This window comes from Streptomyces sp. ML-6, assembly GCF_030116705.1.
GTDB lineage: Bacteria > Actinomycetota > Actinomycetes > Streptomycetales > Streptomycetaceae > Streptomyces.
Genome location: NZ_JAOTIK010000001.1, coordinates 676181 through 700940 on the forward strand (window position 1 = coordinate 676181; position 24760 = coordinate 700940).

21 protein-coding genes are annotated in these 24760 nt (G+C 73.3%); 10 read left to right on the forward strand and 11 right to left on the reverse strand.

Annotated features, from left to right (window positions below):
- Positions 1–114: 114 nt before the first annotated feature.
- The 5 genes from OCT49_RS02985 to OCT49_RS03005 form a co-directional block, all read right to left on the reverse strand.
- On the reverse strand, positions 115–1257 hold the full coding sequence (locus tag OCT49_RS02985) for a glycosyltransferase family 4 protein (RefSeq protein WP_283850340.1): 1143 nt from the start codon (positions 1255–1257) through the stop codon (positions 115–117).
- 262 nt (positions 1258–1519) lie between these two features.
- Positions 1520–2191 carry a response regulator gene (locus tag OCT49_RS02990; RefSeq protein WP_283850341.1) on the reverse strand — a complete coding sequence of 224 codons (672 nt, stop codon included), beginning with the start codon at positions 2189–2191 and terminating at the stop codon, positions 1520–1522.
- Entirely contained in the window at positions 2188–3537 is a 1350-nt protein-coding gene (locus OCT49_RS02995) for a sensor histidine kinase (protein ID WP_283850342.1), read from the reverse strand. The genes OCT49_RS02990 and OCT49_RS02995 overlap by 4 nt, the downstream gene beginning before the upstream one ends.
- Before the next feature lie 25 nt (positions 3538–3562).
- Positions 3563–4723 carry an acyltransferase family protein gene (locus OCT49_RS03000; RefSeq protein ID WP_283850343.1) on the reverse strand — a complete coding sequence of 387 codons (1161 nt, stop codon included), beginning with the start codon at positions 4721–4723 and terminating at the stop codon, positions 3563–3565.
- Positions 4716–5720 (reverse strand): alpha/beta hydrolase, encoded by a 1005-nt coding sequence (locus tag OCT49_RS03005; RefSeq protein WP_283850344.1) that lies wholly within the window; start codon positions 5718–5720, stop codon positions 4716–4718. Before OCT49_RS03005 ends, OCT49_RS03000 begins: the two co-directional genes overlap by 8 nt.
- 228 nt (positions 5721–5948) lie before the next feature.
- Here OCT49_RS03005 and OCT49_RS03010 point away from each other — a divergent pair, with 228 nt between their 5' ends.
- The 3 genes from OCT49_RS03010 (at position 5949) to OCT49_RS03020 (ending at position 11642) form a co-directional block, all read left to right on the forward strand.
- Positions 5949–6434 (forward strand): Lrp/AsnC family transcriptional regulator, encoded by a 486-nt coding sequence (locus OCT49_RS03010; RefSeq protein WP_283850345.1) that lies wholly within the window; start codon positions 5949–5951, stop codon positions 6432–6434.
- A 247-nt stretch (positions 6435–6681) separates the two neighbouring features.
- Positions 6682–7875: a serine/threonine-protein kinase gene (locus tag OCT49_RS03015; RefSeq protein ID WP_283855648.1), complete on the forward strand. Its 1194-nt coding sequence runs from the start codon at positions 6682–6684 to the stop codon at positions 7873–7875.
- A gap of 272 nt (positions 7876–8147) precedes the next feature.
- Positions 8148–11642, forward strand: coding sequence for a M28 family peptidase (locus OCT49_RS03020; protein WP_283850346.1), 3495 nt, complete (start codon positions 8148–8150; stop codon positions 11640–11642).
- Between the two features lie 59 nt (positions 11643–11701).
- Here OCT49_RS03020 and OCT49_RS03025 read toward each other — a convergent pair whose 3' ends face one another.
- Positions 11702–13138: a helix-turn-helix domain-containing protein gene (locus tag OCT49_RS03025; protein WP_283850347.1), complete on the reverse strand. Its 1437-nt coding sequence runs from the start codon at positions 13136–13138 to the stop codon at positions 11702–11704.
- 735 nt (positions 13139–13873) lie between these two features.
- Here OCT49_RS03025 and OCT49_RS03030 point away from each other — a divergent pair.
- The 4 genes from OCT49_RS03030 (at position 13874) to OCT49_RS03045 (ending at position 17987) form a co-directional block, all read left to right on the forward strand.
- On the forward strand, positions 13874–14536 hold the full coding sequence (locus tag OCT49_RS03030; protein WP_283850348.1) for a DedA family protein: 663 nt from the start codon (positions 13874–13876) through the stop codon (positions 14534–14536).
- Positions 14537–14805: 269 nt separating this feature from the next.
- Positions 14806–15855 carry a sensor histidine kinase gene (locus OCT49_RS03035; RefSeq protein ID WP_349632776.1) on the forward strand — a complete coding sequence of 350 codons (1050 nt, stop codon included), beginning with the start codon at positions 14806–14808 and terminating at the stop codon, positions 15853–15855.
- Positions 15852–16487, forward strand: coding sequence for a response regulator transcription factor (locus OCT49_RS03040; protein WP_283850349.1), 636 nt, complete (start codon positions 15852–15854; stop codon positions 16485–16487). The genes OCT49_RS03035 and OCT49_RS03040 overlap by 4 nt, the downstream gene beginning before the upstream one ends.
- 171 nt (positions 16488–16658) lie before the next feature.
- Complete coding sequence (locus OCT49_RS03045; protein ID WP_283850350.1) at positions 16659–17987, forward strand: geranylgeranyl reductase family protein; 1329 nt, start codon at positions 16659–16661, stop codon at positions 17985–17987.
- Positions 17988–18040: 53 nt separating this feature from the next.
- Here the strand turns inward: OCT49_RS03045 and OCT49_RS03050 are convergent, their stop codons facing one another.
- Positions 18041–19528, reverse strand: coding sequence for an esterase (locus tag OCT49_RS03050; protein ID WP_283850351.1), 1488 nt, complete (start codon positions 19526–19528; stop codon positions 18041–18043).
- Positions 19529–19709: 181 nt separating this feature from the next.
- Entirely contained in the window at positions 19710–20540 is an 831-nt protein-coding gene (locus tag OCT49_RS03055; RefSeq protein WP_283850352.1) for a LysR family substrate-binding domain-containing protein, read from the reverse strand.
- A 58-nt stretch (positions 20541–20598) separates the two neighbouring features.
- On the opposite strand from OCT49_RS03055, the gene OCT49_RS03060 reads away from it, so the two are divergent.
- Both OCT49_RS03060 and OCT49_RS03065 read left to right on the forward strand, forming a co-directional pair.
- Positions 20599–21003: a DUF5997 family protein gene (locus OCT49_RS03060; RefSeq protein ID WP_283850353.1), complete on the forward strand. Its 405-nt coding sequence runs from the start codon at positions 20599–20601 to the stop codon at positions 21001–21003.
- Between the two features lie 38 nt (positions 21004–21041).
- Positions 21042–21695, forward strand: coding sequence for a GntR family transcriptional regulator (locus tag OCT49_RS03065; RefSeq protein WP_283850354.1), 654 nt, complete (start codon positions 21042–21044; stop codon positions 21693–21695).
- Between the two features lie 50 nt (positions 21696–21745).
- Here OCT49_RS03065 and OCT49_RS03070 read toward each other — a convergent pair whose 3' ends face one another.
- The 3 genes from OCT49_RS03070 to OCT49_RS03080 all read right to left on the reverse strand — a co-directional run bounded on the left by OCT49_RS03070 (position 21746) and on the right by OCT49_RS03080 (position 24358).
- Positions 21746–23059 (reverse strand): MFS transporter, encoded by a 1314-nt coding sequence (locus OCT49_RS03070; protein WP_283850355.1) that lies wholly within the window; start codon positions 23057–23059, stop codon positions 21746–21748.
- Between the two features lie 178 nt (positions 23060–23237).
- The gene (locus OCT49_RS03075; RefSeq protein ID WP_283850356.1) at positions 23238–23369 is read right to left on the reverse strand and encodes a hypothetical protein; all 132 of its coding nucleotides are present in this window, start codon (positions 23367–23369) and stop codon (positions 23238–23240) included.
- Between the two features lie 23 nt (positions 23370–23392).
- A complete protein-coding gene (locus tag OCT49_RS03080; protein ID WP_283850357.1) occupies positions 23393–24358 on the reverse strand; it encodes an IMP dehydrogenase in 966 nt (321 codons plus the stop codon).
- Between OCT49_RS03080 and OCT49_RS03085 the strand changes: the two genes are divergently transcribed.
- The gene (locus OCT49_RS03085; RefSeq protein WP_283850358.1) at positions 24341–24739 is read left to right on the forward strand and encodes a CbiX/SirB N-terminal domain-containing protein; all 399 of its coding nucleotides are present in this window, start codon (positions 24341–24343) and stop codon (positions 24737–24739) included. The genes OCT49_RS03080 and OCT49_RS03085 overlap by 18 nt on opposite strands.
- Positions 24740–24760: the final 21 nt, after the last annotated feature.

The following is a 24760-nucleotide window of genomic DNA, read 5'->3' on the forward strand; positions in this document are numbered from 1 at the left end:
TCCGGTGCACCACGGCTAAGCCAACGGACCGGCGGCGCACCGCGTCCGGGCCGTCCCGTCGCCCTGCGGACCGGCGGCGACGGGACGGCGCTCCCGCAGCGGGGGCCGTGCCTGTCAGCGCGCCTGCGTCCGTTCCTCGACGGGGGCCAGGAGGTGGGTCAGGTGGCGGGCCGAGGCCTCCCAGGACCAGGTCTCCTCGACCCAGGCACGGCCGGCGGCGCCCATCGCGGCCCGGTCGGGGTCGAGGAGCATTCCGGTCAGCGCCTCGGCGACGGCCGTGTGGTCGGTGCCGTCCACGACCCGGCCGGTCCTGCCGTCGAGCACGGTGTCCGGGGCGCCGCCCGAGTCGCCGACGACCACCGGCAGCCCGCTCGCCGCCGCCTCCAGGAACACGATCCCGAGCCCTTCGGCCTCCAGTCCGGCCCTGCGGGTGCGGCACGGCATCGCGAAGACGTCCGCCGCGGCGTAGTAGGAGGGTGTGTCGGTGTGCGACACGCCGCCCACGAAGCGGACGGCTCCCCCGCCGTGGCGGTCGGCCAGTCTGCGCAGCCGGGCCTCGTCGGGGCCCTGGCCGACCACCACCAGCACCGCGTCGGGCACCTTGCTCCGGATCAGCGGCAGGGCCCGGATCAGTGTGTCCTGCCCCTTGCGGGGGACGAGCCTGGCGACGCACAGGATGATGCTCGCCCCGTCCGGGGCGAGCCCGGCCCGCAGGTCCGCCGCGGCGCCGGCGGGCGGCCGGTACACCTCGGCGTCGACACCGGGCACCAGCCGGCTCATCCGCACTCCCGGGCCGAGGGCGGGCTCGATCCGGTCGCGCGTGTACTGCCCCAGGTAGGTGACGACGTCGACGCCGCGGCCCATCCGGCGGATGAGCCCGCGCGCGCCGGGGGTCCTGGCCCACCAGATCTCGTGGCCGTGCGTGGTGGCCACGATGCGCCGCACGCCGCTGCGGCGCAGGGCCGGTGCCATCAGGGCCAGGGGGGCGGCGGCCCCGAACCAGACCCGGTCGCAGCCGTGGCTCCGGGCTATCTCGACGGCCCTGCGGGTCGCCCGGCGGGTCGGCAGCAGCATGCGGCTGCGGTCCCGTACGACGGGGAACGGGAGCTGCGCGTCGTAGGCGGTGTCGCCGGGCTCGTGCGAGGTGTAGACGACCACGTCGTCGTCGGGCACGCGGGTGGCCATCGCGTGGACGAAGGTCTCGATGCCCCCCTGGCGGGGCGGGAAGTCGTTGGTGATGACGAGGGTGGAGCCCATGGGTGTGTCGGTTCCTTCGGCTGGACGGGATCGGTCGGTCCGCGGGGAGGCGGGGGGCGGATGCGGTGTCGCACCGTGGCGACGCTGTTGCGCACCGTGATGACGGGTGGCCGGGCGCGGTCCGCACGGCACGGTTCGGTGCCGCACGGCCGTTTCCGGGCAGGCGGATGTCTCCGGACGGGCGGCCGTTTCCGGGCAGGCGGAAGCGGACGGTGCGGGTGGGTGGTAGGGGTGGTGGTGTGGGGCGGGTGGCGGCGCCGGATCAGTAACCGGTCGGGCGCACCAGTCCCGTCTCGTAGGCGTGGACCGCGGCCTGGGTCCGGTCGCGCAGCCCCAACTTGAGCAGTATCCGGCCCACATGGGTCTTCACGGTCTGCTCGGCGACCACCAGGCGTACGGCGATCTCGGTGTTGGACAGGCCCTGTGCGATCAGGGAGAGGACCTCGGTCTCGCGTTCCGTCAGGTCGCCCGTCCGGCCCTTCGCCGGGGGGCGTGGCGCGGCGCTCACCCGGGCGAACTCGGCGATCAGCCGCTTGGTGATGTTCGGGGCGAGCAGGGCCTCCCCGGCCGCCACCACCCGTACCGCGTGGGCGAGTTCGTCGGCCGATGCGTCCTTCAGGAGGAAGCCGGACGCGCCCGCGCGCAGCGCCTCGTAGACGTACTCGTCGAGGTCGAAGGTGGTGAGGACGAGGACCTTGACCGTGGCGCCGTCGCGTCCGGTGATGGTGCGGGTCGCCTCGATCCCGCCGAGCCGGGGCATGCGGACGTCCATCAGGACCACGTCCGGGTCGAGTTCGGCCACCTTCTCGACGGCGTCGACGCCGTCCACCGCCTGGCCGACGACCTCGATGCCGGGTTCCGCGTTGAGCAGCACCGTGAAACCCTGCCGGACCATCATCTGGTCGTCGGCGATCAGAACGCGAATGGCCGTCATCGGTTGTCCTCGGCAGGGTCGGCGGGGGCGGTGTGCCCCGCTGGGGGCTGTGCGGGCAGTATCGCAGCGACTTCGTAACCGCCCTCGGGGGTGGGTCCGGTGACGATCTCGCCGCCCAGCATCGCGGCGCGCTCGCGCATGCCGAGCAGGCCGTGGCCCGCGCCCGGCGAGGGCGGCACCGCCCGGTCGGGGGCGGTGTTGGTGACCCGGACGGTGACCTCGGACGCACCGTGGCCGATCTCCACCCGTACCCGGGCGCCCGGGGCGTGCCGCATCGCGTTGCTGAGTGCCTCCTGCACGATGCGGAAGGCGGACAGTTCGACACCCGGGGACAGCGGGCGCGGCTCCCCGGTGGTCTCGGCGGTGACCGTGACGCCGGCACCCCGCGCGTTGCCGATGAGTTCGTCCAGCCGGTCGAGGGTGGGTTGCGGGGCGTGCCGGGCGGCCTGCGGGAGGGGGTCCTCGGAGCCCAGGACGCGGCGCAGTTCGGTGAGGGCGTCGACCGCGTTGCGGCGGATGCCCTCGACGTTCTCTCGCAACTCGTCGGACGGGTTGTCGACCAGGTGCGGGACGACCTGCGCCTGGATGGAGATGACCGACATGTGGTGGGCGACCACGTCGTGCAGTTCCCGGGCGATGCGGTTGCGTTCCTCCAGCAGGGTGCGCCGGGCGCGTTCCTCGGCGGTGAGTTCCTCCTGCACGACGAGTCGGGTGCGGGCCACGGCCAGGCCGTGCAGGGCGGCGCCCATCACCGCGGCGACCAGGAGGACTGCGGCGGCGAAAGCGGTGCCGGGGCCGGTGCTCCAGGGGACGGCCGAGGCGCAGGCGGATCCCACCAGCACGGTGATCGTCAGCGCCTCGGCGGTGATCCGGGGGCGTACCCGCAGGGCGAGCAGGAACAGCACACCGGCCTGCACCGCGATGTGGGCCGCGTTCCAGGGGAACGCCACATGGTCGGGAACAGTGATCCCGGCGCTTCCCTCCCGGAGGAACAGCATCTGGCCGGAGCCGGCTTTCGTGGCGAACGGGGTGACGACCACCATGACGAGCAGCGACGTCCACCAGGCCGGGACCGGGCGGTACAGGGTGACGACGAACGCCGCCGACTGGATCCCGGCGAACAGGAGGCCGAGCAGGAGGCCCGTCCCGAGTTCGAAGGTGTACTGGTTGGTGTTGGCGACGAGCAGGAACACCGCGAGCAGCACCAGCGGCACCATGATCACCGGTCGCCATTCCAGCCAACGCGGCTGCCCGTGACGCCCGTTCGGGTCGGTTGCCGATGTCATGAGGTCCTTGTGCAGGGTGCGGGGCAGCTCCCGCAGCACCCGCGCCGACCGCTTCGTCATGTCTCCCCGTTTCACAGGTGGCACCTTAAACACCTCGTGCCACCGTTCGTCGGGGGCTTCCCTCGCGGACGACCAGGCTCTTCCTCCGCGACCGTCCCTGCTCGTGGCCCCGGAACGCCGCCCAGCAGACCGTCAGCGCGAGGGCGAACACGGGCAGCCAGGCCAGCCGGGCGAGCACCCAGCCGGGATGGTCGGGGACGGTGTGCAGACCCGTCAGGGCGCCGCCCGCCGACAGGCCGAGCGCGGTGACCGCGATCATCGCGGTCTGGTGCCACAGGAACACCGTCATCGCGGAGAGGTTCAGCACCGCCACCGCCGCCCAGAGGGCGGGGCGTCGCAGCACCCGGCGCAGCGGGCCGAGCAACAGCAGCGCCGCACCGCACTGCGCGAGGCCGAAGGTGACCACGGCGAGGGTCGGCGGGTCGAGGTTGGAGACCTCCGTGCCGGGCACGCCGACCATGGCGGCGGGGTAGCCGCCCCAGCCGACCAGTCCGGCGGTGGCCGCGGCCCCGCCGAGCAGCAGGGTCCAGCCGGTCCGGCGGCTCCGCAGTTCACCGCGTGCCCACGCCGCGCCCAGGCAGTACGGCACCAGCCAGCCGGCCGCCACGTTGACCGGGGCGAACGCGGTGGGCGCGTCCAGGCCGAACCGGTACAGGTCGACGACGAGCACGACGGCGAACGGCCAGAGCGGGTGCAGCCTCGCCACCAGCGGGGTGGCCGCCGTCAGCGCCCCGAAGACCGCCAGGAACCACAGCGGGGACCAGACCAGTTTGCCCAGGGCCCGCACGGTGTCCTGGTCCGTTCCGGAGACCAGCATCGTGCACGCCGCCACGGCCCACACGGCCAGTACGACGACCACCGGGCGCAGCAGCCTGGTCATGCGGGCGCGGAGCCATGGGCCGTAACTCCCGCCCCGGGCCAGGGTGTCGGCGTGGCTCCTGGCCGCGACCTGCCCGCCGACCAGGAAGAAGAGCGCGAGGGTCTGGAGGACCCAGGAGGCCGGTACGAGTCCGGGCATGTGCTGGAGCGGGCTCGCGCCGCGCAGGGTGCCGCTGTCCGCCACCAGGGCGGTCACCAGCCAGTGGCCGAGGACCACTCCGAGGATGGCGACGGCGCGCAGGGCGTCGACGGCGCGGTCGCGGTCGGCGGGGGTGGCGGCGTCGATCCGCCGCACGAGGTCACGCACGGCGTCCGCCCCGGCCCGGGGCGGACGCCTCGTCCGCGGCCCCGCCGTCCGCGTGCTTCTCCCCGGTCACGATCCGGGCCATGTTCCTCAGCGATTCGGAGCCGCTTCGCAGGTAGTCGCTGTGACCGGCGGAGCCCGCCGCGAAGATCTCGGCGCCGAAGCCGGACGAGACCGGGTCCGTCCCGAACCCGATGTCCGCGAAGGGCAGCCGGAGCTTCACGTGGGGCACGTCGGCGATCCAGTCGCCGCTGCCGCGGCCCGCCCAGACGGTGGCCCGGGCGTGCAGGTCCGCGGCGTTCCCGTAGCCGGTGCCGGGGCTGCCGTACAGGACGATGTCGGCGACCCGCAGACCGTGCGCGGCCCGCGCGCAGACGACGGAACCGTAGGAGTGGCAGAGCAGGGTGGTCCGGGCCGTGGGTCTCATTCTTCTCAACTCCCCGATGAACGAACGCAGTCCGGGGGCGGCCTCGGCGGCCCGCCCGGAGGTCAGCGAGGTCGTGCTCACCGTGGCCGGCGTCCGGTAGCCGAGCCAGGCGATCACGGCCGACCTCCCGCCCAGTTCTTCGCGCAGCGCGAGCGCTCCCTTGCGCAGCCGCCAGTAGTGGTCGAGGTCGACGCCCGCGCCCGGGACCAGTACGGCGATCCGCTCGGCGCGGGCCAGGTCGCCGACGACCTCGACGCCGCGGCCCCCGTCGCGTCCGTCGAAGGAGAGGAAGTGGCGGCCGGGTCCGGCCATCGCGCGCAGCGCCGCGGCCCGTCCGTGGTCCTTGTGCCGGGCCGCCGCCCGTCCGGCCGCGGCGATGTCGGCGCGGGTCGCGGCGTACCGCTCGGCGAGGGCTCCGGGGTCGGCGGTGCGCAGCGGTGCGTGTGCGGCCGGGGCGGGCGCGGGCACGGCCGAGGGAACCGCCGCGCCCGAGACCGGCACGGCCACCGAGGCGGCCACCAGTGCGGCGAGCAGGCCGCGGCGCGATCGGGTTCCGCGCGGAGGGGACGGCATGAGGGGTGATCCTTCCGTACCGGGTCGGCTGGGGCTTGGGGTACAGAAGTTATGGACGGCGCCGTGTAGTCGGCGTCCCACCGGGGTGTGAACCTTCTTCGTAGCTCTGAGGGACTACAGGTATGAGGCGGCATCGAGCCGGGCCGGACATGTCCGTCAGGCCCGCCTTTCCTCCCGTTGGTACATTCGCAGCCCCGACCGATCCATCAGGAAGAGACCGACGGAACCATGGCGGTGGACGCCCTCGACACCCGCATCCTGCGGTTGCTCATCGAGCAGCCGCGCACCAGCGTCCGCGAGTACGCTCGCATCCTCTCGATCGCCCGGGGAACCCTCCAGGCCCGGATCGACCGGCTGGAGCGGGACGGGGTGATCACGGGGACGGGGCCGGTGCTGTCCCCGGCCGCGCTGGGCCATCCGGTCCTGGCCTTCGTTCATCTGGAGGTCACCCAGGGGCATCTGGACGAGGTGGGCGAGGCGCTCGCCGCGGTGCCGGAGATCGTCGAGGCGTTCTCGACGACGGGGGGCGGCGATCTGCTGGCGCGGGTGGTGGCCCGGGACAACGGGCACCTGGAGGACGTGATCCAGCGGCTGATCCGGCTGCCGGGCGTGGTCAGGACCCGTACCGAGGTGGCGCTGCGCGAACGGGTCGCGCACCGGCTGCTGCCGCTCGTCGAGTCGGTGGGGCACGCGGCTGCTGGTGGCCGGAAGTGATCGCCGGTCCGGGGTGCCGAGGGGCCCGGGTCCGCAGGGTGGCCGGCCGGTCGTCCCGCGCGGGGGCGGGACGGGGCGGGACGGGGTTCGGCGGACCGATATCCTGATCTTGCCGCGCGCCCCCCACCTCGCCCCGATCCCATCGGGTCGTCGCCGTGGCAGCAGAAGCGGTCCACGATCCGAGATTGGTGCACAGGTGCTGGTAGCTGGTCGGTACCGGTTGATATCCCCCATCGGCCGCGGCGGCATGGGGGAGGTGTGGCGTGCCGCCGACGAAGTGCTCGGCAGGGCGGTCGCGGTGAAGCTGCTGCTGGGCGACCACGCCGACGAGTCGGCCACCGCCCGGTTCCGCCTGGAGGCGCAGACCGCGGCCCGGCTGAGCCATCCCCATCTGGTGGCCGTGTTCGACTTCGGCGCCTGGGAGGACCGTTTCTTCCTTGTGATGGAGCTCGTCGAGGGCAGGAGCCTGGGCGATCTGCTCGCGGCGGAGGAACGGCTCGGCGCCGAACAGGTCGCCCGGATCGCGGGCCAGGCGGCCGCCGGGCTCGCCGCCGCCCACCGCCAGGGCATCGTGCACCGCGACATCAAGCCCGGGAACCTGATGCTGGACGCCGAAGGGTCCGTCAAGATCGGCGACTTCGGCATCGCCCAGTTCGTCGACGACCCCTCGGCCGCGCTGACCACCACGGGGCAGATCGTCGGTACCAGTCTCTATCTGGCCCCGGAGCGGGCCCTGGGGCGCACGGCCGACTCGGCGTCCGACATGTACTCCCTCGGCTGCGTGATCTACCAGCTCCTGCTGGGGCGGCCGCCGTTCCGTTCGGACACGGCAACCGCGACGCTCTATCAACATGTCGACACCCCGCCGGTGCCGCTGCGGCAGCAGGGCGTCGAGCTGTCCCCGGCCTTCGACTCCTATCTGCTGGGGCTGCTGGCGAAGCAGCCCGAGGACCGGCCCAGTGCGCAGCAGGTCGCCGACTGGTTCCAGAGCGGTGCCTGGCGGGGGCAGCCCGAGCCGCTCCCGATGTACTCCCCCGCGCCTCCGGCGGCGACCGGCGCTCCCCGCACCGCGCCGCCGGGCGCGGGCGTCCCTCGCCTCTCGGCGCCCGCACCCGCGTTCGCGCCCACGCCCGGCCCCGACCCGCAGGCCGGGGGCTCGGCGACGTACCGCCTGCCGCAGCAGACCGGTGGCCACCGGCGGCGCGCGGCCGAACGGCCGGCGTCCGGCCGGCGGGGCGCGCCGGACCGGTCCGCGCCGCTCACCGGTACGCGCGAGGCGATCAGGCGGCGCCCGCGGGTGGCGAGCGCCATCGCCGGCACGATCGCCTTCATCGCGGCGGTCTACCTGGGGATGGCCCTGTTCTCCCCGGACGACGGGCCGGACGACACCCCCGAGACCGGTTCGACCGCGACCACCGGGCCCGTGACACCGGCTCCCTGACCGGGCGTCGGCCCGGCTCCGGGCAGAACGGCCGCGCATCGGGGCCGGGGCGGCCGCCTCGGCCCCGTTCCCGGCTGTCGTGCGATCGCACCACCGCGGCTTGACCAAACTTGCCAAGTCCCCCGGCAGTCGGCGCAGTTCATTGACGAGTTCATGGCGACGTGTGAGTGTTCGGTCGCTCGATCACGGGCGCCGGAAGCCGGCGGCCGCCGCCGTCGCGTCGCCGTGCGCTGCTGTCCGCGATCGAGGACCCCCCGACTCAAGGAGCCTCGATGAAACGCAGACCGTTGACGGCCGGGACCACCCTGGCCGTCCTCGCCGGAATGCTGGTGGTCACCGGCGGCCAGTCGGCGTCCGCCGAACCGTCCCCGCCCGCCCCGTCCGCCCTCTCGGCCGCGGTGTCCGCCGCCGACCGGGCCGCCGCCAGCGGCCTCGACACCCTGGCCAAGGGGCCCGAGGAGCGGTACGAGCGGCAGATGGTGACCCCGTGGGTCAAGGGTCTGTACTCCGTCGCGTACCAGCGCACCTACCGCGGTCTGCCCGTCGTCGGCGGGGACGCCGTCGTGGTGGCCGACTCCAAGGGCCGGGTCCGCGGCACCCAGTCGGCGGTCTCCCGCCGGATCAACGTGCCGACCGTCCCGACCGTCTCCGCGAAGAAGGCCGAGGCCACCGCCCGCAAGGAACTCCGCGAGGTGCGGCGGGTCGAATCGCGGCGGCTGGTGGTGCGCGCCACCGAGAAGACCTCCCGGCTGGCCTGGGAGACGGTGCTCTCCGGACGTACCGCCGAGGCCCCCAGCAAGCTGCACGTCTTCGTGGACGCGGGCACCGGCAAGGTCCTCGACAGCTACGACGACGTCAAGGCCGGCACCGGCAACAGCCAGTGGAACGGCCCGTCCCCACTGGCCATCGACACCACCGCGTCGGGCAGCGGCTTCTCGCTGCGCGACCCGAACCGGCCCGGCCTGAGCTGTGCCGATTACAGCACGGGCAGCGTCTTCAGCAAGTCGACCGACTCCTGGGGCAACGGCAACGCCTCCAGCAAGGAGACCGGCTGCGTCGACGTCATGTGGGGGGCACAGCACGAGTGGAACATGCTCAAGGACTGGCTGGGCCGCAACGGGCACGACGGCAACGGCCGCAGCTGGCCGGTGAAGGTGGGCCTCAACGCCGTCAACGCCTACTGGGACGGCTCGTCGGTCTCCATCGGCCACAACAACGCCAACCAGTGGATCGGCGCGATGGACGTGGTGGGCCACGAGTTCGGCCACGGCATCGACCAGCACACGCCGGGCGGCGCCAACAACGAGTCGGGGCTCGGCGAGGCGACCGGCGACATCATGGGCGCCCTGACCGAGGCGTACGCCAATGAGCCCGCCCCGTACGACGACCCCGACTACACGGTCGGCGAGAAGATCAATCTGGTCGGCAACGGGCCGATCCGGGTCATGTACGACCCCTCGCGCACCGGGGACCCGAACTGCTACAGCTCCTCCATACCCAACACCGAGGAGCACGCGGCGGCCGGCCCGATGAACCACTGGTTCTACCTGCTGGCCGAGGGCTCCAACCCGGGCGGCGGCAAGCCGTCCAGCCCCACGTGCAACAACTCCTCGATCACCGGCGTGGGCATCCAGACCGCCGGCAAGGTCTTCTACGGCGGCATGCTGCTCAAGACGAGCGGGATGACGTACAAGCGCTACCGCACGGCCACGCTCACCGCCGCCAAGAACCTCGACGCCGGGTGCACGCTCTACAACCGCACCAAGGCAGCGTGGGACGCCATCAGCGTCCCGGCGCAGAGCGGTGACCCGGTCTGCACGCCGAGCGGGAACAACGACTTCTCGATCTCCCTCGACCCGTCGTCGGGCTCGGTGCAGCCGGGCAGTTCGGTGACGGCCGCGGTGCGCACCACGGTCAGCTCCGGGAGTGCGGAGGCCGTCGCGCTGACGGCGAGCGGTCTGCCGAGCGGGGTCACGGCCTCGTTCAGCCCGTCGTCGGTGCAGTCCGGCGCTTCCTCGACGATGACCGTGTCGGCGTCCTCCGGTGCCACGCCCGGCTCGTACACCTTCACCGTCAAGGGCCAGGGCACCCAGAGCCACACCGCGCAGTACACCCTGACCGTCGGCGGCGGTGGCACCCCGGGCGGTGACGCGCCCGACATCAGCGTCGCCAACGTGCAGGCGCACCTCACGCAGCTCAACACCATCGCCTCGCAGAACGGCGGCAACCGCCGGGCGGGCAGCGCCGGTTACACCGCCTCGGTCGCCTATGTGAAGAGCAAGCTGCAGGCCGCCGGATACACGGTCACCGAGCAGACCTGCACCGGTTGCACCTACCGCGGCAACAACCTGATCGCCGACTGGCCGGGCGGCCCGTCCGACCAGACCATCATGTTCGGCGCCCACCTGGACGGCGTCTCGGCCGGCCCCGGCATGAACGACAACGGCTCCGGTTCGGCCGCCCTGCTGGAGAACGCGCTCGCCCTGGCCCAGCGCAACCCGACCATGACCAAGCACGTCCGCTTCGCCTGGTGGAACGGCGAGGAACAGGGCATGCAGGGTTCGGAGTACTACGTCGGCCAGCTCACCTCCGCCCAGCGCAGCGCCATCAAGGCGTACTACAACTTCGACATGGTCGCCTCGACCAACGCCGGCTACTTCGTCAACAACCTCAACTCGGCCGCGTCCGCCCCGATGAAGGAGTACTGGGACTCGCTGAGCCTCTCGCCGGAGGAGAACGTCGAGGGCCGGGGACGGTCGGACGACTACTCCTTCCAGCGGGCCGGCATCCCCACCTCGGGCTACGCCACCGGCGCCAGCGCCACGAAGACGTCGGCGCAGGCCGCCAAGTGGGGCGGCACGGCGGGCCGTTCCTACGACCCGTGCTACCACTCGTCCTGTGACACCACGGCCAACATCAACGCGACCGCGCTCGACCGCAGCGCGGACGGCATCGCCCACACACTCTGGAAGACGTCCGTCGGCACCACCGCCCCCGGCGACGACTTCTCCGTCTCGGTGAAGCCGGTCACCGGCAACGTGCAGCCGGGCGGCTCGGTCACCGCGACCGTGTCGACCGCGACCACCGGCGGCTCCGCGCAGACCGTGCAGCTGTCCGCCTCCGGCGCGCCGAGCGGTGTCACCGTCTCGTTCGACCCGGCGTCCGTGCAGTCGGGCTCCTCCTCGACGATGACCGTCTCCGCCGGGGCGCAGACCGCGGCGGGCACGTACACCCTCACGGTGACCGGGACCGGCAAGGCCACCCACACCACCACGTACTCCCTCGTCGTCGGTGGCGGCGGCAGCTGCCAGGCCCGGCAGGTCGTCGTCAACGGCGGCTTCGAGGACGGGGTGACCCCGTGGACGCAGACGGACGGTGTGATCAACAACCGGACGTCCGAGAAGCCCGCGCACAGCGGCTCGTACACGGCGTGGCTCGGCGGCTGGGGCTCCACCCACTCGGACACGATCTCGCAGTCGCTGACCGTTCCGTCGGGCTGCTCGACCTACAAGCTGTCGTTCCACCTGCGCACCGACACCGCCGAGTCGGCGAGCGACCCGACGGCGTACGACACGTTCACCGTCAAGCTGGGCACCAAGACGCTCGCGACGTACTCCAACACGGACGCCACGGGCTCCTACGTCCAGCGGACCTTCGACGTCGGTGAGTTCGCCGGCCAGACGGTCACCCTCGGTTTCACCAGCAACGAGGACGCCTATCTGCAGACCAGCTTCGTCGTGGACGACGTCGAGCTGAACGCCGGCTGATCATCCGTCGGTGAACCACCGGGGCGGGGCGTGCGCACACGCCCCGCCCCTCCGCCGTCTCAGCGCACGACGGCGGCCAGCCGGCGGATGAAGTCCTCGGTCTCCGGCCGGTCGTCCCGCCGGGACGCCAATCTGCCGTGCAGGCCGCGCAGTTCCTGTCCGAGCAGGGTCGAGGCGGTGATCTCGGTGGTGTCGAGCACGGGCCGGGCAATGGCGATGGCGGCCTGCGGGTCCTGGGCGCAGGCGTGGGCGTCCGCCATGCGGACCAGGAACAGCTTCCGCGTCGAGTGCATCCCGGGCGGGAGCAGGTTCAGCGCGGCGCGGGACGCCCCGACCGCGCGCAGCGCCAGCCGGCGGTCGCCGGTCGCCGCGGCGAGGTCCCGCAGCGCCCCCGCGGCACCGGACTCCACCCGCAGGCGCACGGAGGCGACGGACAGCCAGGGCGCCTCGGTCTCGTCCCGCTCGCCGACCCGGTCCAGCTCCGACCGGGCGTGCTCGATGTGGTCCAGGGCCTGTCGCGCGTCGCCGCGGACGGCGTGGCCGCGGGCCTGGTACAGGTCGCTCAGGGCCGCCGCCCAGTACCGGCCGGCGGCCACCTGCCGGATCGCGCCCCCGTAGGCGAGGGCGGACAGGCCGTCGCCCTCCAGCCGGGCCAGGGTGCTCATGTCGCCGAGCGCGGCCACCTCCGTCCCGACGTGCCCGGCCAGTCCGGCCCAGACCAGTGACCGGTCGAGCCAGGCCATCGCCGTCGCGTTGCGGCCCCACAGCAGCCTCAGACAACCGGCCGACTGCGCGTACTCGGCTGCCAGCGGCGCCAGTTGGCGCTGGTGGGGCGCCGCCGGCAGGGCCATCCAGCGAAGCATCGCGTGCAGGGTGCGCTCGACCACGACGGTCGCTCCGGGCCAGGCCCGTTCCTCGTCGGCCCGCAGACAGACGGCGAGCAGCGCCGTCAGGGCGTGCACCGTGTCGGTGTCCAGGGCGGGGCGGGACGCGGTGGCCGGGTCCAGCGCGCAGAAGGCCGTGTGCAGGGCGACCACGTCGTCGAGCGCGGGAACGGCGCACCCGTCGCGGCCGTGCACCGGGCACACCAGTCCGTAGGCGGGCAGGCTCCGGGGCAGTGCGGTGTCCGGCGGCAGCATGGCGAGCAGGGAGCCGCCGACGGGCTCTCCGGGGAGCGGGCCGGTGCGGGCGGGGGCCGGCGCGGGCGGCGCTCCCCCGGTTTCCTCGCCCTGGCCCGCCGCGCTCTCGGCCCGGGCCGCGGCCTCGCAGGCGGCGAGGAGGTCGCCGCCCGCCGTCATGAGTTCGTCCAGCCTGCGGGCCAGCGGCAGCGGCGTCCTGCGGGTGCCGTGCTCCAGTTTGCTGATGGCGGTGTGGTCGTATCCGACGCGGGCGCCCACCTGGGCCTGGGTGAACCCGGCGCGCCTGCGCCACTGCCGCAGCCTGGTCCCGAAGTCCTGCCACACCTCCGGGGTACGGGCCTCCGGCAGAGGGCCCATGCCCTCGGTGATCACCCGGAACTCCGCGCGACCCCGTCGAACTCCCCACCCGTGCCACGCTCATGGCTCATGGTCGGGAAGAATAGCGAGCGGGCGCGCCCGCTGTCCCCTGTGCGAGGTAAAGATGGCGTCTTCCCGTTGCCTCCCGTTCCGTCCCGCGCAAGACACGTCGGCGCCGGTGCGCGACCGGTTCCTCACGCATCGTCATGTTCCTTGTGGCGCATGCGTGGTGGGACGGAAAGGGCGGATGCGCCGTCCCCTCGCGAAGAGTGCCGGAAGATCCGCATGAGTGGGTCGCGCACCGGGCATATGACGGGTTACCGATCAGGAGGTGATGGCAATGGGCCGCATCAGGATCGTCCGACGTCCACAAACGCCGTCCCGGCCGGCGCCCCTCGATCTGCGGACTCCGTCCGGTCGCCCGCTGCCGTACTGAGCACGGGCCCGGCACACCGCCGCCCCCGGCCGGGGGCGGCGGACGACTTCCCCGGCCGTCGTGTCCGCGCGGCACCATGACCTGACGGCACCATGACCTGACGGCACCGTGGCCTGGCTGCCTCGTGACCTCATGACCTCGTGACCTCACGATTGAGGAAAACCGCAGGGTGGTGGGTGCGGAGGGCCGCCCCCGGTTCGGGGGTGATCCGCGTACCGGGGGCGACCGCCGATTCCTAGCGTTGCCGGTGAGGCGCGACGGACTTCTCGCGCCCGTCACCACCGGCCGGGAGTCAGGTCATGGATTTCGTGCAGTTGGGCCTTCCGCAGGAACCCGCGGGGGGCATCGCGGACTGGGCAGCCGATCTCGTCGACGCCATGGGAGGTCCGGGAGCCGGCCTCGCCATCGCCCTGGAAAACCTCTTTCCCCCGCTGCCCAGCGAGGTCATCCTCCCGCTGGCAGGTTTCGCGGCAGGGCAGGGCGTCATCTCCCTGGCCTCCGCGCTCCTGTGGACCACGCTCGGTTCCGTGGTGGGCGCGGTGGCCCTGTACTGGATCGGGATGCTCTTCGGCCGCGACCGGATGCACGCGATCTGGGCGAAGCTGCCCCTGGTGAAGGCGTCCGATCTGGAGCGTACGGAGCGGTGGTTCGCCAGACACGGCACCAAGGCCGTCCTCCTCGGCCGCATGGTGCCGATCTTCCGGAGCCTCATCTCCGTGCCCGCCGGGGTGGAACGCATGCGGCTGCCGCTCTTCGTGTCACTGACCGCCGTGGGCAGCCTGCTGTGGAACACGGTGCTGGTGATGGCCGGGTACTGGCTCGGTGACCGCTGGGACCTGGTGGAGACCTATGTGGGGGTCCTGTCCAAGGCCGTTCTCGCCCTGGTCCTGGTGGCGGTCGCCGGATACGTGTGGCTGCGCCTGGGGGCCCGGGAGCGGGGCCGGCACCGGGGCGCCGCATGAGCCCCCGGCCCGTGTCCCCCGCCCGCCCCGGCCCCGTTCCCGGCCCCGGTCGGGAACCGGCTTGCCGCGCCCGTGACGTGCGGCTAGCCTCGGCGTCCGTGCAGGGGGACACCGAGGAGCGTACGGACGGGCGCGGTCCGGAGCCGGTCGGCCCGGAACGCGAGGGGGAAAGAGGACCGGTGGTACGCAGGTCCCCTCGGCTCCTCCGGACCGCGGGCACCCTTCTGGGCTGCTGCACCGCTCTGGCGGGACTCCTTTACTTCGCCGTCGTGGGCGCGCTGACGGGCCCGTTCCTCCTGTGGCCCCGTACCCGTCGGCGCGCGCGGACCGTGCTGAGCGCCGGTGCGCGACGGCTCGTGGAACTCGAACGCGGGCGCCGCGGCTTCTTCTTCGGCGACCGGTTCCCCACCCGCCGGGCCTCCGACCCGGAAGTGCTCCGCCACCTCGCCGTGCGCACCTGGGCAGGTGTGCTGACGGGTGCCGTGCTCGCGCTGCTCGCCTACGGGGTCGTCCTGGCCGTGGTGCTGGCGGCCCGGCTGCCCCACTCCTCGTCGGGGCCGCTCGCCCTGCTGGCGCAGGCCCTCCTCGGCGGCCTCCTGCTCTTCCTCGGCCTCCAGGGGCTCGTCTCCCTCTGCGCCCTCGACGCCCGGCAGGCGCGCGAGCACTTCGGCCCCTCCGAACGGGAGTTGCTGGAGCTGCGGGTCGCGGAGCTGGCCGCCAGCCGGGCCGAGGTGCTCCGGGCCGTCGACGCGGAACGCAGGCGCATCGAACGCGATCTGCACGACGGGGTGCAGCAGCGGCTCGTGGCGCTGGCCATGCTGCTGGGACGGGCGCGTCGCAACCGGACGCCCGAGCAGGCGGCCGCGCTGCTCCGGCAGGCGCACGAGGAGGCCGGGGAAGTCCTCACCGAACTGCGGGAAGTGGCCTGGCGGGTCTATCCGTCCGCGCTGGACGAGCTGGGCCTGGAGGAGGCGCTGACCGGGGTGGCGCAGCGCTGTGCCATTCCCCTGCACATCGCGTTCGACGTGCCGCTGCCGCTGCCCCGGCCCGTGGAGACGGCCGCCTATTTCGTGGTGTCGGAGGCCGTGACCAACGCGGCCAAGCACTCCGGCGCGACGCACATCCGCGTCAGCGTAAGCAGCGACGGGCTCGGCGTATCCGTGCGGGTGCGGGACGACGGCACCGGCGGCGCGGACCCCAGCGGCAGCGGCCTGGCCGGGCTGCGCGGCCGGGTGAACGCCCTCGACGGCCGCCTGTCCGTCGACAGCCCCTCGGGGGGACCCACCACCATCGTCGCGGAGCTGCCGTGCGTGTCATGATCGCAGAGGACTCGACCCTGCTCAGGGAGGGCCTGGTCCGCCTGCTCGCCGAGGAGGGACACGAGGTCCTGGCCGCAGTGGGCGACGGGGAATCCCTCGTCCGGGCGGTCGAGGCGGACCCGCCCGACATCGTCGTGGTGGACATCCGCATGCCGCCCACCCATACCGACGAGGGGGTGCGGGCCGCGCTGGAGATCCGCGAGCGCCTGCCCCGCATCGGTGTGCTGGTGCTCTCCCAGCACGTGGAGCGCAGTTACGCCGTGCGGCTGCTGTCCGCGAACGCGGAGCGGATCGGCTATCTGCTCAAGGACCGGGTCGCGCAGGTGGACGAGTTCCTGGACTCGCTGGAGCGGGTCCACGCGGGCGGCGCGGCCATCGATGCCGAAGTGGTGCGGCAGTTGGTGGTCAGGACCACGCACACCGACCCGCTGGCCGGGCTCACGCCCCGGGAACGCGACGTGCTGGAGCAGGTCGCGCAGGGCCGCACCAACGCGGCCATCGGGGAACAGCTGCACCTCTCGGTCAGCTCGGTCGAGAAGCACCTCAACTCCGTCTTCGACAAGCTCGGTCTGGCGCGTGCCACCGGCTACAGCCGGCGGGTGCTGGCGGTCCTGCGCTATCTGGAGTCGTAGGCGGGGCGGGTCCGGCAACCACGGCCGAAGACGCCGCGCACCGGACCGACGTCGCGTCAACCGGCCGCCGGACGGCCGGGCCTGGTTCCGCCCGGCCCCTTCCTGATCGATGATGATGCCCGGGATGCCGTCCCCGGTACGGCACCGGCTGTTCCAGGAAGGGGTTCCCCGATGCGGGAGACGACGCCAGAGCGGTCACCGGCCGACGCCCGGTCCGGCCACGGGCCGGACCAGGACGCCCAGGTCATCGTGGTGGGGGCGGGGCCCTCGGGCTCGGCCGCGGCCTTCCACCTCGCCAGATCGGGCGTGGACGTCCTGCTCCTGGAGAAGTCCCACTTCCCCCGGGAGAAGGTGTGCGGGGACGGGCTGACGCCACGCGCCGTGCACCAGCTCATCAGGATGGGCGTCGACATCAAGGCGCCGGGGTGGACGCGGTCGCGCGGAATGCGCTGGGTGGCCGGGGACCATCAGGTGCACATCGACTGGCCCGCGCTCGGGCGCTACCCGGATTTCGGTCTCTCCCGGAGCCGGCACGACTTCGACGACATCCTCGCCCGGCACGCCGTGGCCGCCGGGGCCCGGCTGCGCCCCGGCGTGAAGGTGACCCATCCGCTGACCGACCGGGCCGGCCGCATCACCGGCGTCACCGCCGTGACCGGGGAGAAAGAGCCCCTGGAGTTCCGCGCCCCGGTCGTGATCGCCGCCGACGGCGCCTCCGCCCGGCTCGCCCTCGCCATGGGACTCCAGCGCGACAGGAACCGGCAGATCGCCACGGCCGCCCGCCGCTACTACCACAGCCCGGAGCGTTCCAAGGAGGAGTACCTGGAGCTGTGGGCCGACCTCCGCTTCCCGGGGAGCGACCACTACCTGCCCGGCTACGGCTGGATCTTCCCCATGGGCGACGGCCGCGTCAACGTCGGTCTCGGCGCGCTGCCGCACCGCCGGCACGGGAAGGCCGATCTGCGCGCCACATTGGACGAGTGGCTGGCCCGTACCCCCGAGGAGTGGGGGCTGCGCGAGCAGAACGCGGAGGGCCCCGTCCGCAGCGCGGCCCTTCCCCTGGGCTTCAACCGCCACCCCCTGTACACCCGCGGGCTCCTCCTGGTGGGCGACTCCGGGGGCATGATCAGCCCCTGGAACGGCGAGGGTATCGGCCAGGCCATGGAGGCGGGCGAGGTCGCGGCCGAGACCGTCGCGCTGGCCCTCGCCCTGCCCCGGGGTCCCCGGCGGGAACAGGTGCTGCACGGCTATCCCCTGGAGATGAACCGGCGTTGGGGGCGCTACTACCGTCTCGGCAACAAGGCCGCCGACCTCGTCTTCAGCCGGTCCGGATTCCAGCCGGTCCTCAACCGCTACGTCATGGGCTCGCCGTTCCTGCTCGACGCCCTGGCCCGGCTGCTCACCAATCTCACGGACAAGCCCTCGCACGACCTGATCGACCATCTGCTGAACGGTGTCGTGCGCCTGGTGCCCGAGCCCCGGGTGCGCCGCGGGCGCTGAGCGCGGCGGTGCGGACGGCGCACCGGGCGTTTCCCGGTGCGCCACTCCCCCGGCTACTCGTCGATCGCGGCCCCGTACCCCGCGTCCGACGACGGCGCGTTCAGCGAACCGCCGCCGTACGTCCACGAGCCGGTGGCCGTGATTCCGCCCGGTCCGGCCGAGAGCACCCACACCACGCCGTCGCCGGTGTTCTCGCCCGGGGCGGAGGCCAGCAGGCCGTGGCGGCCGTCCCGGTTCGGATCGGTCAGCCGGACCTGGCCGCCCCAGCGGTCGCCCTTCTCGGCGGTACCCGGGACCTGTGCGGAGCTCTGGTCCCACGACCTGGCGCCCGTCGCGGTCAGCCCGTCCGCCGTGCCGCGCAGCACCCACACCGCTCCGGCGTCCCTCACCGAGCCGATGTCCTCGCCGGCCGCGCCGATCGCCACGTCCGCGTAACCGTCGCCGTCCGTGTCCCCGACGGAGAGGTCCGTGCCCCAGCCGTCGCCGCGTTCGGCCGTCCCCGGCACGCCGGGCGTGTCCTGGGTCCACCACTGCGGCGGACCGTCCGCGCCGTCGGCGCCGAGCGGGCCGTCGGGACTGCCGCGGTACACGCCGACGAGGCCGCCGGTCGTCGTCTCGCCGCCGTCGTCGGGGCCGTTCGGTTCGCCGGTGACGAGGTCGTCGTAGCCGTCGTGGTCGATGTCGCCCGAGGCGGCGACCGGTCCGCCGCGCAGATCGCGTGCGTACACCAGGCCCGCGGCCCGTCCGGAGAGGAGGGCCGACCAGCCGTGGCCCGGCTCGTCGCCGGTCGTGACGCCGGAGACGACGAGGTCGGCGTAGCCGTTGTCGTCGTAGTCGCCGGTGGTCAGGGACCTGGGCAGGATCCGCCGCTGGGCCGAGGCGGCGGGGCGGTCGGGCGCGGTGCGCCGCAGCGGGGCGGACCGCTGCTGCGGGGCGCTGTCGTAGAGGTACAGCTCCAGGTCCTCGCGGTCGGCGACGGCCAGTTCGTCGCCGGGGGTGTCGGCGCTGAAGTGCGCTGCGGCGAGGGCGCTGCCGAACCGCTTCCCCGCCGTGGGCTCCGCCGCCTCCAGCCAGTCGGCGTCCGCGCCGGTCAGTCCGCGTGGCGAGCCCCACAGGACGGTGACGCCGCCGGCGTCCGCGACCGTGCCGACGTCCTCGCCGGGGATGCCCACGACCGCGTCGTCGTAGCCGTCCGCGTCGAGGTCTCCGGTGGCCAGCGCCCGGCCGAAGCCGTCGCCCGCCTCGGGGGCGCCCGGCACTCCGGTGGTGGACTGGGTGAGGACCACGGCGCGGCGGGTGCCCATGCCCGTCGGGCCGCCGTACTGCGCGGTCGCGTATCCCGCGCCCTTCTTTCCGCCGACGGTGGCACCGGGCGCGCCGACGAGCACGTCCTCGTAGCCGTCGCCGTTGAAATCGCTGTTGCGGTCGCTTGCGTGCGTTCCGCCGGGGGTACCGGCGTACGCGGCGGGGGCGGCGAGGCCGACCCCCGCGGTCAGGAGGAACGATGCCGCGACGACGGCGGCCGAACGGTACGTGCGCACGAGCGGCTCCTTGGTCCAAGGATGGCCGGGCGAGTGCGGGGGCGACGGCCGGAAAGGGCCCGTTCCCTCCCGACGCACCGTTCGACCGCACATGGGGCGAAACGGTTGTACGGAACCGGGGGACGCATATGCCGATTCACCCGTACGACTGATTCCCGCCGTACGTACCGGGCCGGGGCGGCTACGAGCGGCGGCGGGGCTTGCCCCGACCGGCCGACCTGCCGCCGGAACCGCCGCGCGGGTTCTTCCCCGTCGACCTGCCGTCCGTCTTCTTCCCCGTCGACCGGCCGGCCGTCCGGCCCGTCGCCGACCTGCCGCCGGCCGCGGGCTTGCGCCGCGCGCCGCCCGTCTCCGCGCGCTTGTCCTTCGCCGACCGGTCCTGGGCCGGGGGCTTGGCCCGGCCCCTCGTGCTGTTGACGGTCCGCCCGCGGACGATCCCGATGAACTCCTCCACCAGATCGGTGGTCCCGTCCTCCAGCTCCAGCCATGACAGCGCGACACTGGAGCCGGGGGCGTCCGTCACCGGCCGGTACGTGAGGTCCTTGCGGTGGTGCAGGCGGGCGAGCGACTGCGGTACGACGAGCAGCCCGATGCCCGCCGCCACCAGCGCGACGGCATCCGCCGTCGTGGCGGGGCGCTCATTGGCCGGCCGGCCGGGGGGCCGCTCCCAGTCGAGCGTGTCGTCGAGGGGGTGCAGCACGAGCTCGTCGGCCAGGTCGGCCGTGGTGACCTCGTCGACCGCCGCCACGAGGTGGTCCTTCGGCACCACGACCACGGTCGTCTCGGTGTAGAGCGGGATCGCACTGAGGGCCGTCCGGTCGATGGGCAGCCGTACGAGACCGGCGTCGGCGCCACCGTCCCGCAGCATGTCGGGTGCCTCGGCGGCCGACACCCCGACGAGGGTGAGCGGGACGTCGGGCAGCCGCTCGTTCCAGACCCGCACCCACTTGGCGGGGGTCACCCCGGGGACGTAGGCGAGCCGGAACGAGGGGGTTTCTTCCGAACATGTCACCCCGCCAGGTTACCGGCCCTGGTCGGAGGTAGCTCACATGCTCGATACCCTGGACACCATGACGTCGCACAAGACCGCCCAGACGATGAAGCCCGCGACCGCGGCGAAGAAGCTGGGCGTGTACCTAGAGGCCACCCCCGCCGAGTTCCAGGAGGGTGTCGTCTCGCGCACCGAGCTGAACGCCCTGCAGTCCGATCCCCCGCAGTGGCTGCAGGACCTGCGGCGCAACGGCCCGCATCCCCGCCCGGTGGTCGCGGCGAAGCTGGGCGTCTCGATCTCCGGTCTCGCCCGGGGCGGGATCACGCAGGCCCTCACGACGGAGCAGATCGACGCGCTGAAGCAGGAGTCCCCCGAGTGGCTCCTGAAGGAGCGGGCCACCCAGGCGGAGGTCCGCAAGGAAGCGGCGCGGATCAAGGAGAAGAACGCGGCGCGCGAGGACCGGGCCGACAGCCCCCGCTCCTGACGTCCCCCGTCCCCGCCGTGACGGAGGAATCATCGGTCATGACAGAGTCCGAACCCTTCGAGCCGGAGTCGGAGCGTGTGACCCGGCAGTTGCGGGACGACATCCTCGACGGGGTCCGGCTGCCGGGCAGCAAGCTCGTCGAACGCGAGATCGCCGCGGAGCTCGGCGTGAGCCGGGTGCCCGTGCGCGATGCCCTCAAGGCACTCGTGACCGAGGGTCTGGTCACCCCCAGGCCCCGGACCTGGGCGGTCGTACGGGAGTTCACCGCCTCGGACATCGCCGATCTGGACGAGATCCGGAGCGCGCTCGAACTGCTCACCTTCCGGCTGGCCGCCCAGCGGCACACCCGCGCGGGTCTCGAACGGCTCCGCTCGGACCTCGATTCCGAACTGTCCGCCGCTCTGGCGGGTGACGCGGTGGGGGCCCGGCGGGCCGCCGCCGACTTCCACCAGACGGTGACCTCGCTGGCCGGGAACGACCTGCTCCGCGAGCTGGAGCACACGCTCCGCAGCAGGATGCGGTGGTTCCTGGCCCAGCACGACGACCTCGTGGGGGTCGCGAAGGAGCACGAGGCGCTCTACGCGGCGATCGCCGACCGTGACGTCCAGCGGGTGGAGGAGTTGGTGACGGAGCACCTGGTGAACAGCCGCCGCGCCGTCGCGGCGCGGCGGCGCGGGACGCCGGGTTCCTGAGCCACGGGAAGCGCTGCCGGGCCCGTCCGGCCCGGCGGCGCCGGGGCGGGTCAGGGAGTGGGGAAGCCGCTGTACCTGAGCAGTTGGGGCACCCGGAGCGCGAGCGTCAGCAGGATCGCGACGAGCAGGAGTCCGCTCAGGAACGCGGTGGTGCCGACACCCACCGACCCGGCGGCCGCGCCGAGCCCCAGCGACGCGAAGGGCATGACGCCGATCGCGAGTTCCTGGAGGCCGAGGGCCCGGCCCTGCACCTCCGGCTCGGTCGTCATCAGCAGCAGCGTGGTCTGGAGCACGCCGAACGCGGCGCTCATCAGGCCGATGCACGCCATCAGCGCGAACGAGAGCGGGACCGTCCGGGACAGCGCGAACAGCGACCACAGGGCGCCCCACGCCGCGGTCCCGAGCACGAAGAGGCCGCCCTTGAACCGGAAGTCGCCGAGCATGGCTATGACGAGCGAGCCGACGAGACCGCCCAGGCCGCTGCAGGTCAGGAGCCATCCCAGGCCCGCCGCGTCGAGCCCGAGATCGTCCGCGAACACCGGCATGAACGCCTGGTAGACGGGCCAGAGCAGGACGTTGGCGGCCAGGGTGACCAGGAGCACGGCCGCGGCGAGCCGGCTGGTCAGGACGGTGCGGAAGCCGCCGGTGAGCATCTTCAGCACGGGTTCCGGCCGGTGCGGTGCCGTACGCCCCGCGCCGCGCAGCGGCCAGATCGCCACGAGCGAGACCGCGTACCACGTGGCCGAGATCCACAGGGCCGCGGGCGCCCCGAAGGCGCTGATCATCGCCCCGCCGACCGCCGGGCCGATGACCTGCGTCATGTTCATCGCCAGCGCGTTCAGCGCGTTGGCGTTGCTGAGGTTCTCCCGCCCGACGAGGTCGAGCACGAGCGAGGCGCGCGCCGGCTGCGACGGAGACTGCGCCAGGCCGATCGCCAGACCGCCGGCGACCAGCGCCCCGTACGAGACGAGGCCCGACGACGCCATCGCCGCCACGACGACGACGGCGGCCAGGGCCCACAGGCAGGCGATCACGAGCAGGCGCACCCGGTCGTACCGGTCGGAGAGCACCCCGGCGAACGGGCCCAGGAGCATCGGGGCGAGACGGACCGCGGTGAACACCGCGAGCAGGAACTCGGAGCCCGTCGTCTCGAAGACGAGCCAGCCCAGGACCATCGTCTGGGTCCACGCGCCGCCGTAGAAGAAGAGGTTGGAGACCCACAGGAGGCGGAATCCCGGGCTGCTCCGCAGCGAGGTCAGCGCGTGCCGGGCGCCGGCCGCCCCCGGTTCCCGCGGTGCGGGCCGCGGTGACCTCCCGCCCCGTTTCGCGACGTCCGTCCGTTCCCCCGGCTCCTCCTGCGACAACGCGTTCCCTCCTCGTACGGCGCCCCGGCGCTCGGACCGTCCGCGGGTACGCGAAGTCGCCGCCCCCTCCCCCGGTGCGAGACGGCCGCCCCGGAGGACAGTCACCGGAAAAATGGTATACCAATAATGGTTGCCGGTTGAATCGATCCGAGGGGGAGCCGGGCGGTGACCTGACGGGTCAGGAGGCCGTTGTCGGGGCCTCCCGCAGGGTGACGTTGACGTGGCTCTCCTGGAAGCTCTGGTCCGAGACGAGGGTCATCCGGGCCGTGGAACGGAACTCCGGCAGGGTGGTGGGGCCGCAGGAGACCATCGTGGTCCTGAGCTTGGCCGTGGTCAGGGCGAGTTCTTGCCCGCGTAGGGGACGTAGCCGTCCACGCCCTCCTCGAAGACCAGTGCCTGGCCGCCCTGCCCGTAGCACTGCCAGTTGCGGGCCCGGTTCGAGCCCTCGCCCCAGTACTCCTTGACGAAGCCGTCACGGGTGGGCAGTTTGGCGCCGGCCGCCTGGTCGAAGCGTGCGGAGTACCGCCCCATCATGACGAAGTCGGCTCCCATCGCCAGTGCCAGGGCCACGTGGTAGTCGTGCACCAGCCCGCCGTCGGAGCAGATCGGCACGTACTCGCCGGTGCGTCCGCAGAAGGCGTCCCGGGCCGCCGCGACGTCCAGCACCGCGCTGGCCTGGCCGCGGCCGATGCCCTTCTGATCGCGGGTGATACAGATGGAGCCGCCGCCCACCCCGACCTTGACGAAGTCCGCCCCCGCCTCGGCGAGGAAGGTGAACGCCTCGCCGTCGACCACGTTGCCACCACCGACCGGGATCTCCGGGTAGTGCTTCTTCACCCAGTTCAGGGCCTGCGCCTGCCAGTCGCTGTAGCCGTCGGACGAGTCGAAGCACAACGCGTCCGCCCCCGCCTCCAGCAGGGCCGGAACGCGCTCCTGGTAGTCGTGGGTGTTGATGCCCGCGCCCACGCGGAGCCGCTTGGCGGCGTCCACGAGCTGGTTCGGGAAGCGCTTGTTGTCCGCGTAGTCGGAGCGGAACACCAGGTGCTGGAGGCGGCCCCCGTCGTCCAGCACCGGGAGGCAGTCCAGCCGTTCGTCCCACAGCCGCGCGTTGGCCTCGGAGAGCGTGATGTCGGGGCCCGCGAGGGCCAGGTCGGCGACGGCGGTCATCCGGCCGCTCACCGGTCCGTCCAGGCCGTGGCGCTGGGGGTGGAAGTCCCACGAGGTCACCAGGCCGAGCAGGCGGCCGTTCGCGGTCCCGTCGTCGGTGACCGCGGCGGTGCTGTGACCGGTGCGGCGCATGACCTCGGCCAGGAGGTCCAGGCCGTCGTCGGGGCGGACGCCGTCGTGCCGGCGGCGGCCGGTTCCACCGATCCCGCCGCCCGCACCGACACCGCGGCGATGGCGGACCTGCTCCGGCGGCGGCTCGGGCGTCCGGTCGTTCCCGCCCATCTCTGCGCGAGTTCCCCGACGCCGGCCGAGGCCGTGCGGGCGCTGCGGGCGGCGGGCCACCGGCGGGTGGCGGTGGCCCGGTACCTGATGGCCCCCGGCGATTTCGCCCGCCGCGCGGACGGCGCCGGCGGCTGTCTCGTCTCGGCCCCGCTCGGCGCGCACCCCGACGTGGCGCGGTTGGTGCTGAAACGCTTCGACGAGGCGTGCGGGGAGCCGGCCCGGTCCCTGTGACGGCGGGCCGGCAGGGTTACG

Excerpts from the sequence above, each read along its gene's own strand:
- OCT49_RS02985 (WP_283850340.1), bottom strand. The coding sequence starts at position 1,257 with ATGGGCTCCACCCTCGTCATCACCAACGACTTCCCGCCCCGCCAGGGG.
- OCT49_RS03025 (WP_283850347.1), bottom strand. The coding sequence starts at position 13,138 with ATGGGCCCTCTGCCGGAGGCCCGTACCCCGGAGGTGTGGCAGGACTTC.
- OCT49_RS02995 (WP_283850342.1), bottom strand. The coding sequence starts at position 3,537 with ATGACGAAGCGGTCGGCGCGGGTGCTGCGGGAGCTGCCCCGCACCCTG.
- OCT49_RS03020 (WP_283850346.1), top strand. The coding sequence starts at position 8,148 with ATGAAACGCAGACCGTTGACGGCCGGGACCACCCTGGCCGTCCTCGCC.
- OCT49_RS03030 (WP_283850348.1), top strand. The coding sequence starts at position 13,874 with ATGGATTTCGTGCAGTTGGGCCTTCCGCAGGAACCCGCGGGGGGCATC.
- OCT49_RS03005 (WP_283850344.1), bottom strand. The coding sequence starts at position 5,720 with ATGCCGTCCCCTCCGCGCGGAACCCGATCGCGCCGCGGCCTGCTCGCC.
- OCT49_RS03080 (WP_283850357.1), bottom strand. The coding sequence starts at position 24,358 with ATGCGCCGCACCGGTCACAGCACCGCCGCGGTCACCGACGACGGGACC.
- OCT49_RS02990 (WP_283850341.1), bottom strand. The coding sequence starts at position 2,191 with ATGACGGCCATTCGCGTTCTGATCGCCGACGACCAGATGATGGTCCGG.
- OCT49_RS03010 (WP_283850345.1), top strand. The coding sequence starts at position 5,949 with ATGGCGGTGGACGCCCTCGACACCCGCATCCTGCGGTTGCTCATCGAG.
- OCT49_RS03040 (WP_283850349.1), top strand. The coding sequence starts at position 15,852 with ATGATCGCAGAGGACTCGACCCTGCTCAGGGAGGGCCTGGTCCGCCTG.
- OCT49_RS03015 (WP_283855648.1), top strand. The coding sequence starts at position 6,682 with ATGGGGGAGGTGTGGCGTGCCGCCGACGAAGTGCTCGGCAGGGCGGTC.
- OCT49_RS03045 (WP_283850350.1), top strand. The coding sequence starts at position 16,659 with ATGCGGGAGACGACGCCAGAGCGGTCACCGGCCGACGCCCGGTCCGGC.
- OCT49_RS03060 (WP_283850353.1), top strand. The coding sequence starts at position 20,599 with ATGACGTCGCACAAGACCGCCCAGACGATGAAGCCCGCGACCGCGGCG.
- OCT49_RS03075 (WP_283850356.1), bottom strand. The coding sequence starts at position 23,369 with ATGGTCTCCTGCGGCCCCACCACCCTGCCGGAGTTCCGTTCCACGGCC.
- OCT49_RS03065 (WP_283850354.1), top strand. The coding sequence starts at position 21,042 with ATGACAGAGTCCGAACCCTTCGAGCCGGAGTCGGAGCGTGTGACCCGG.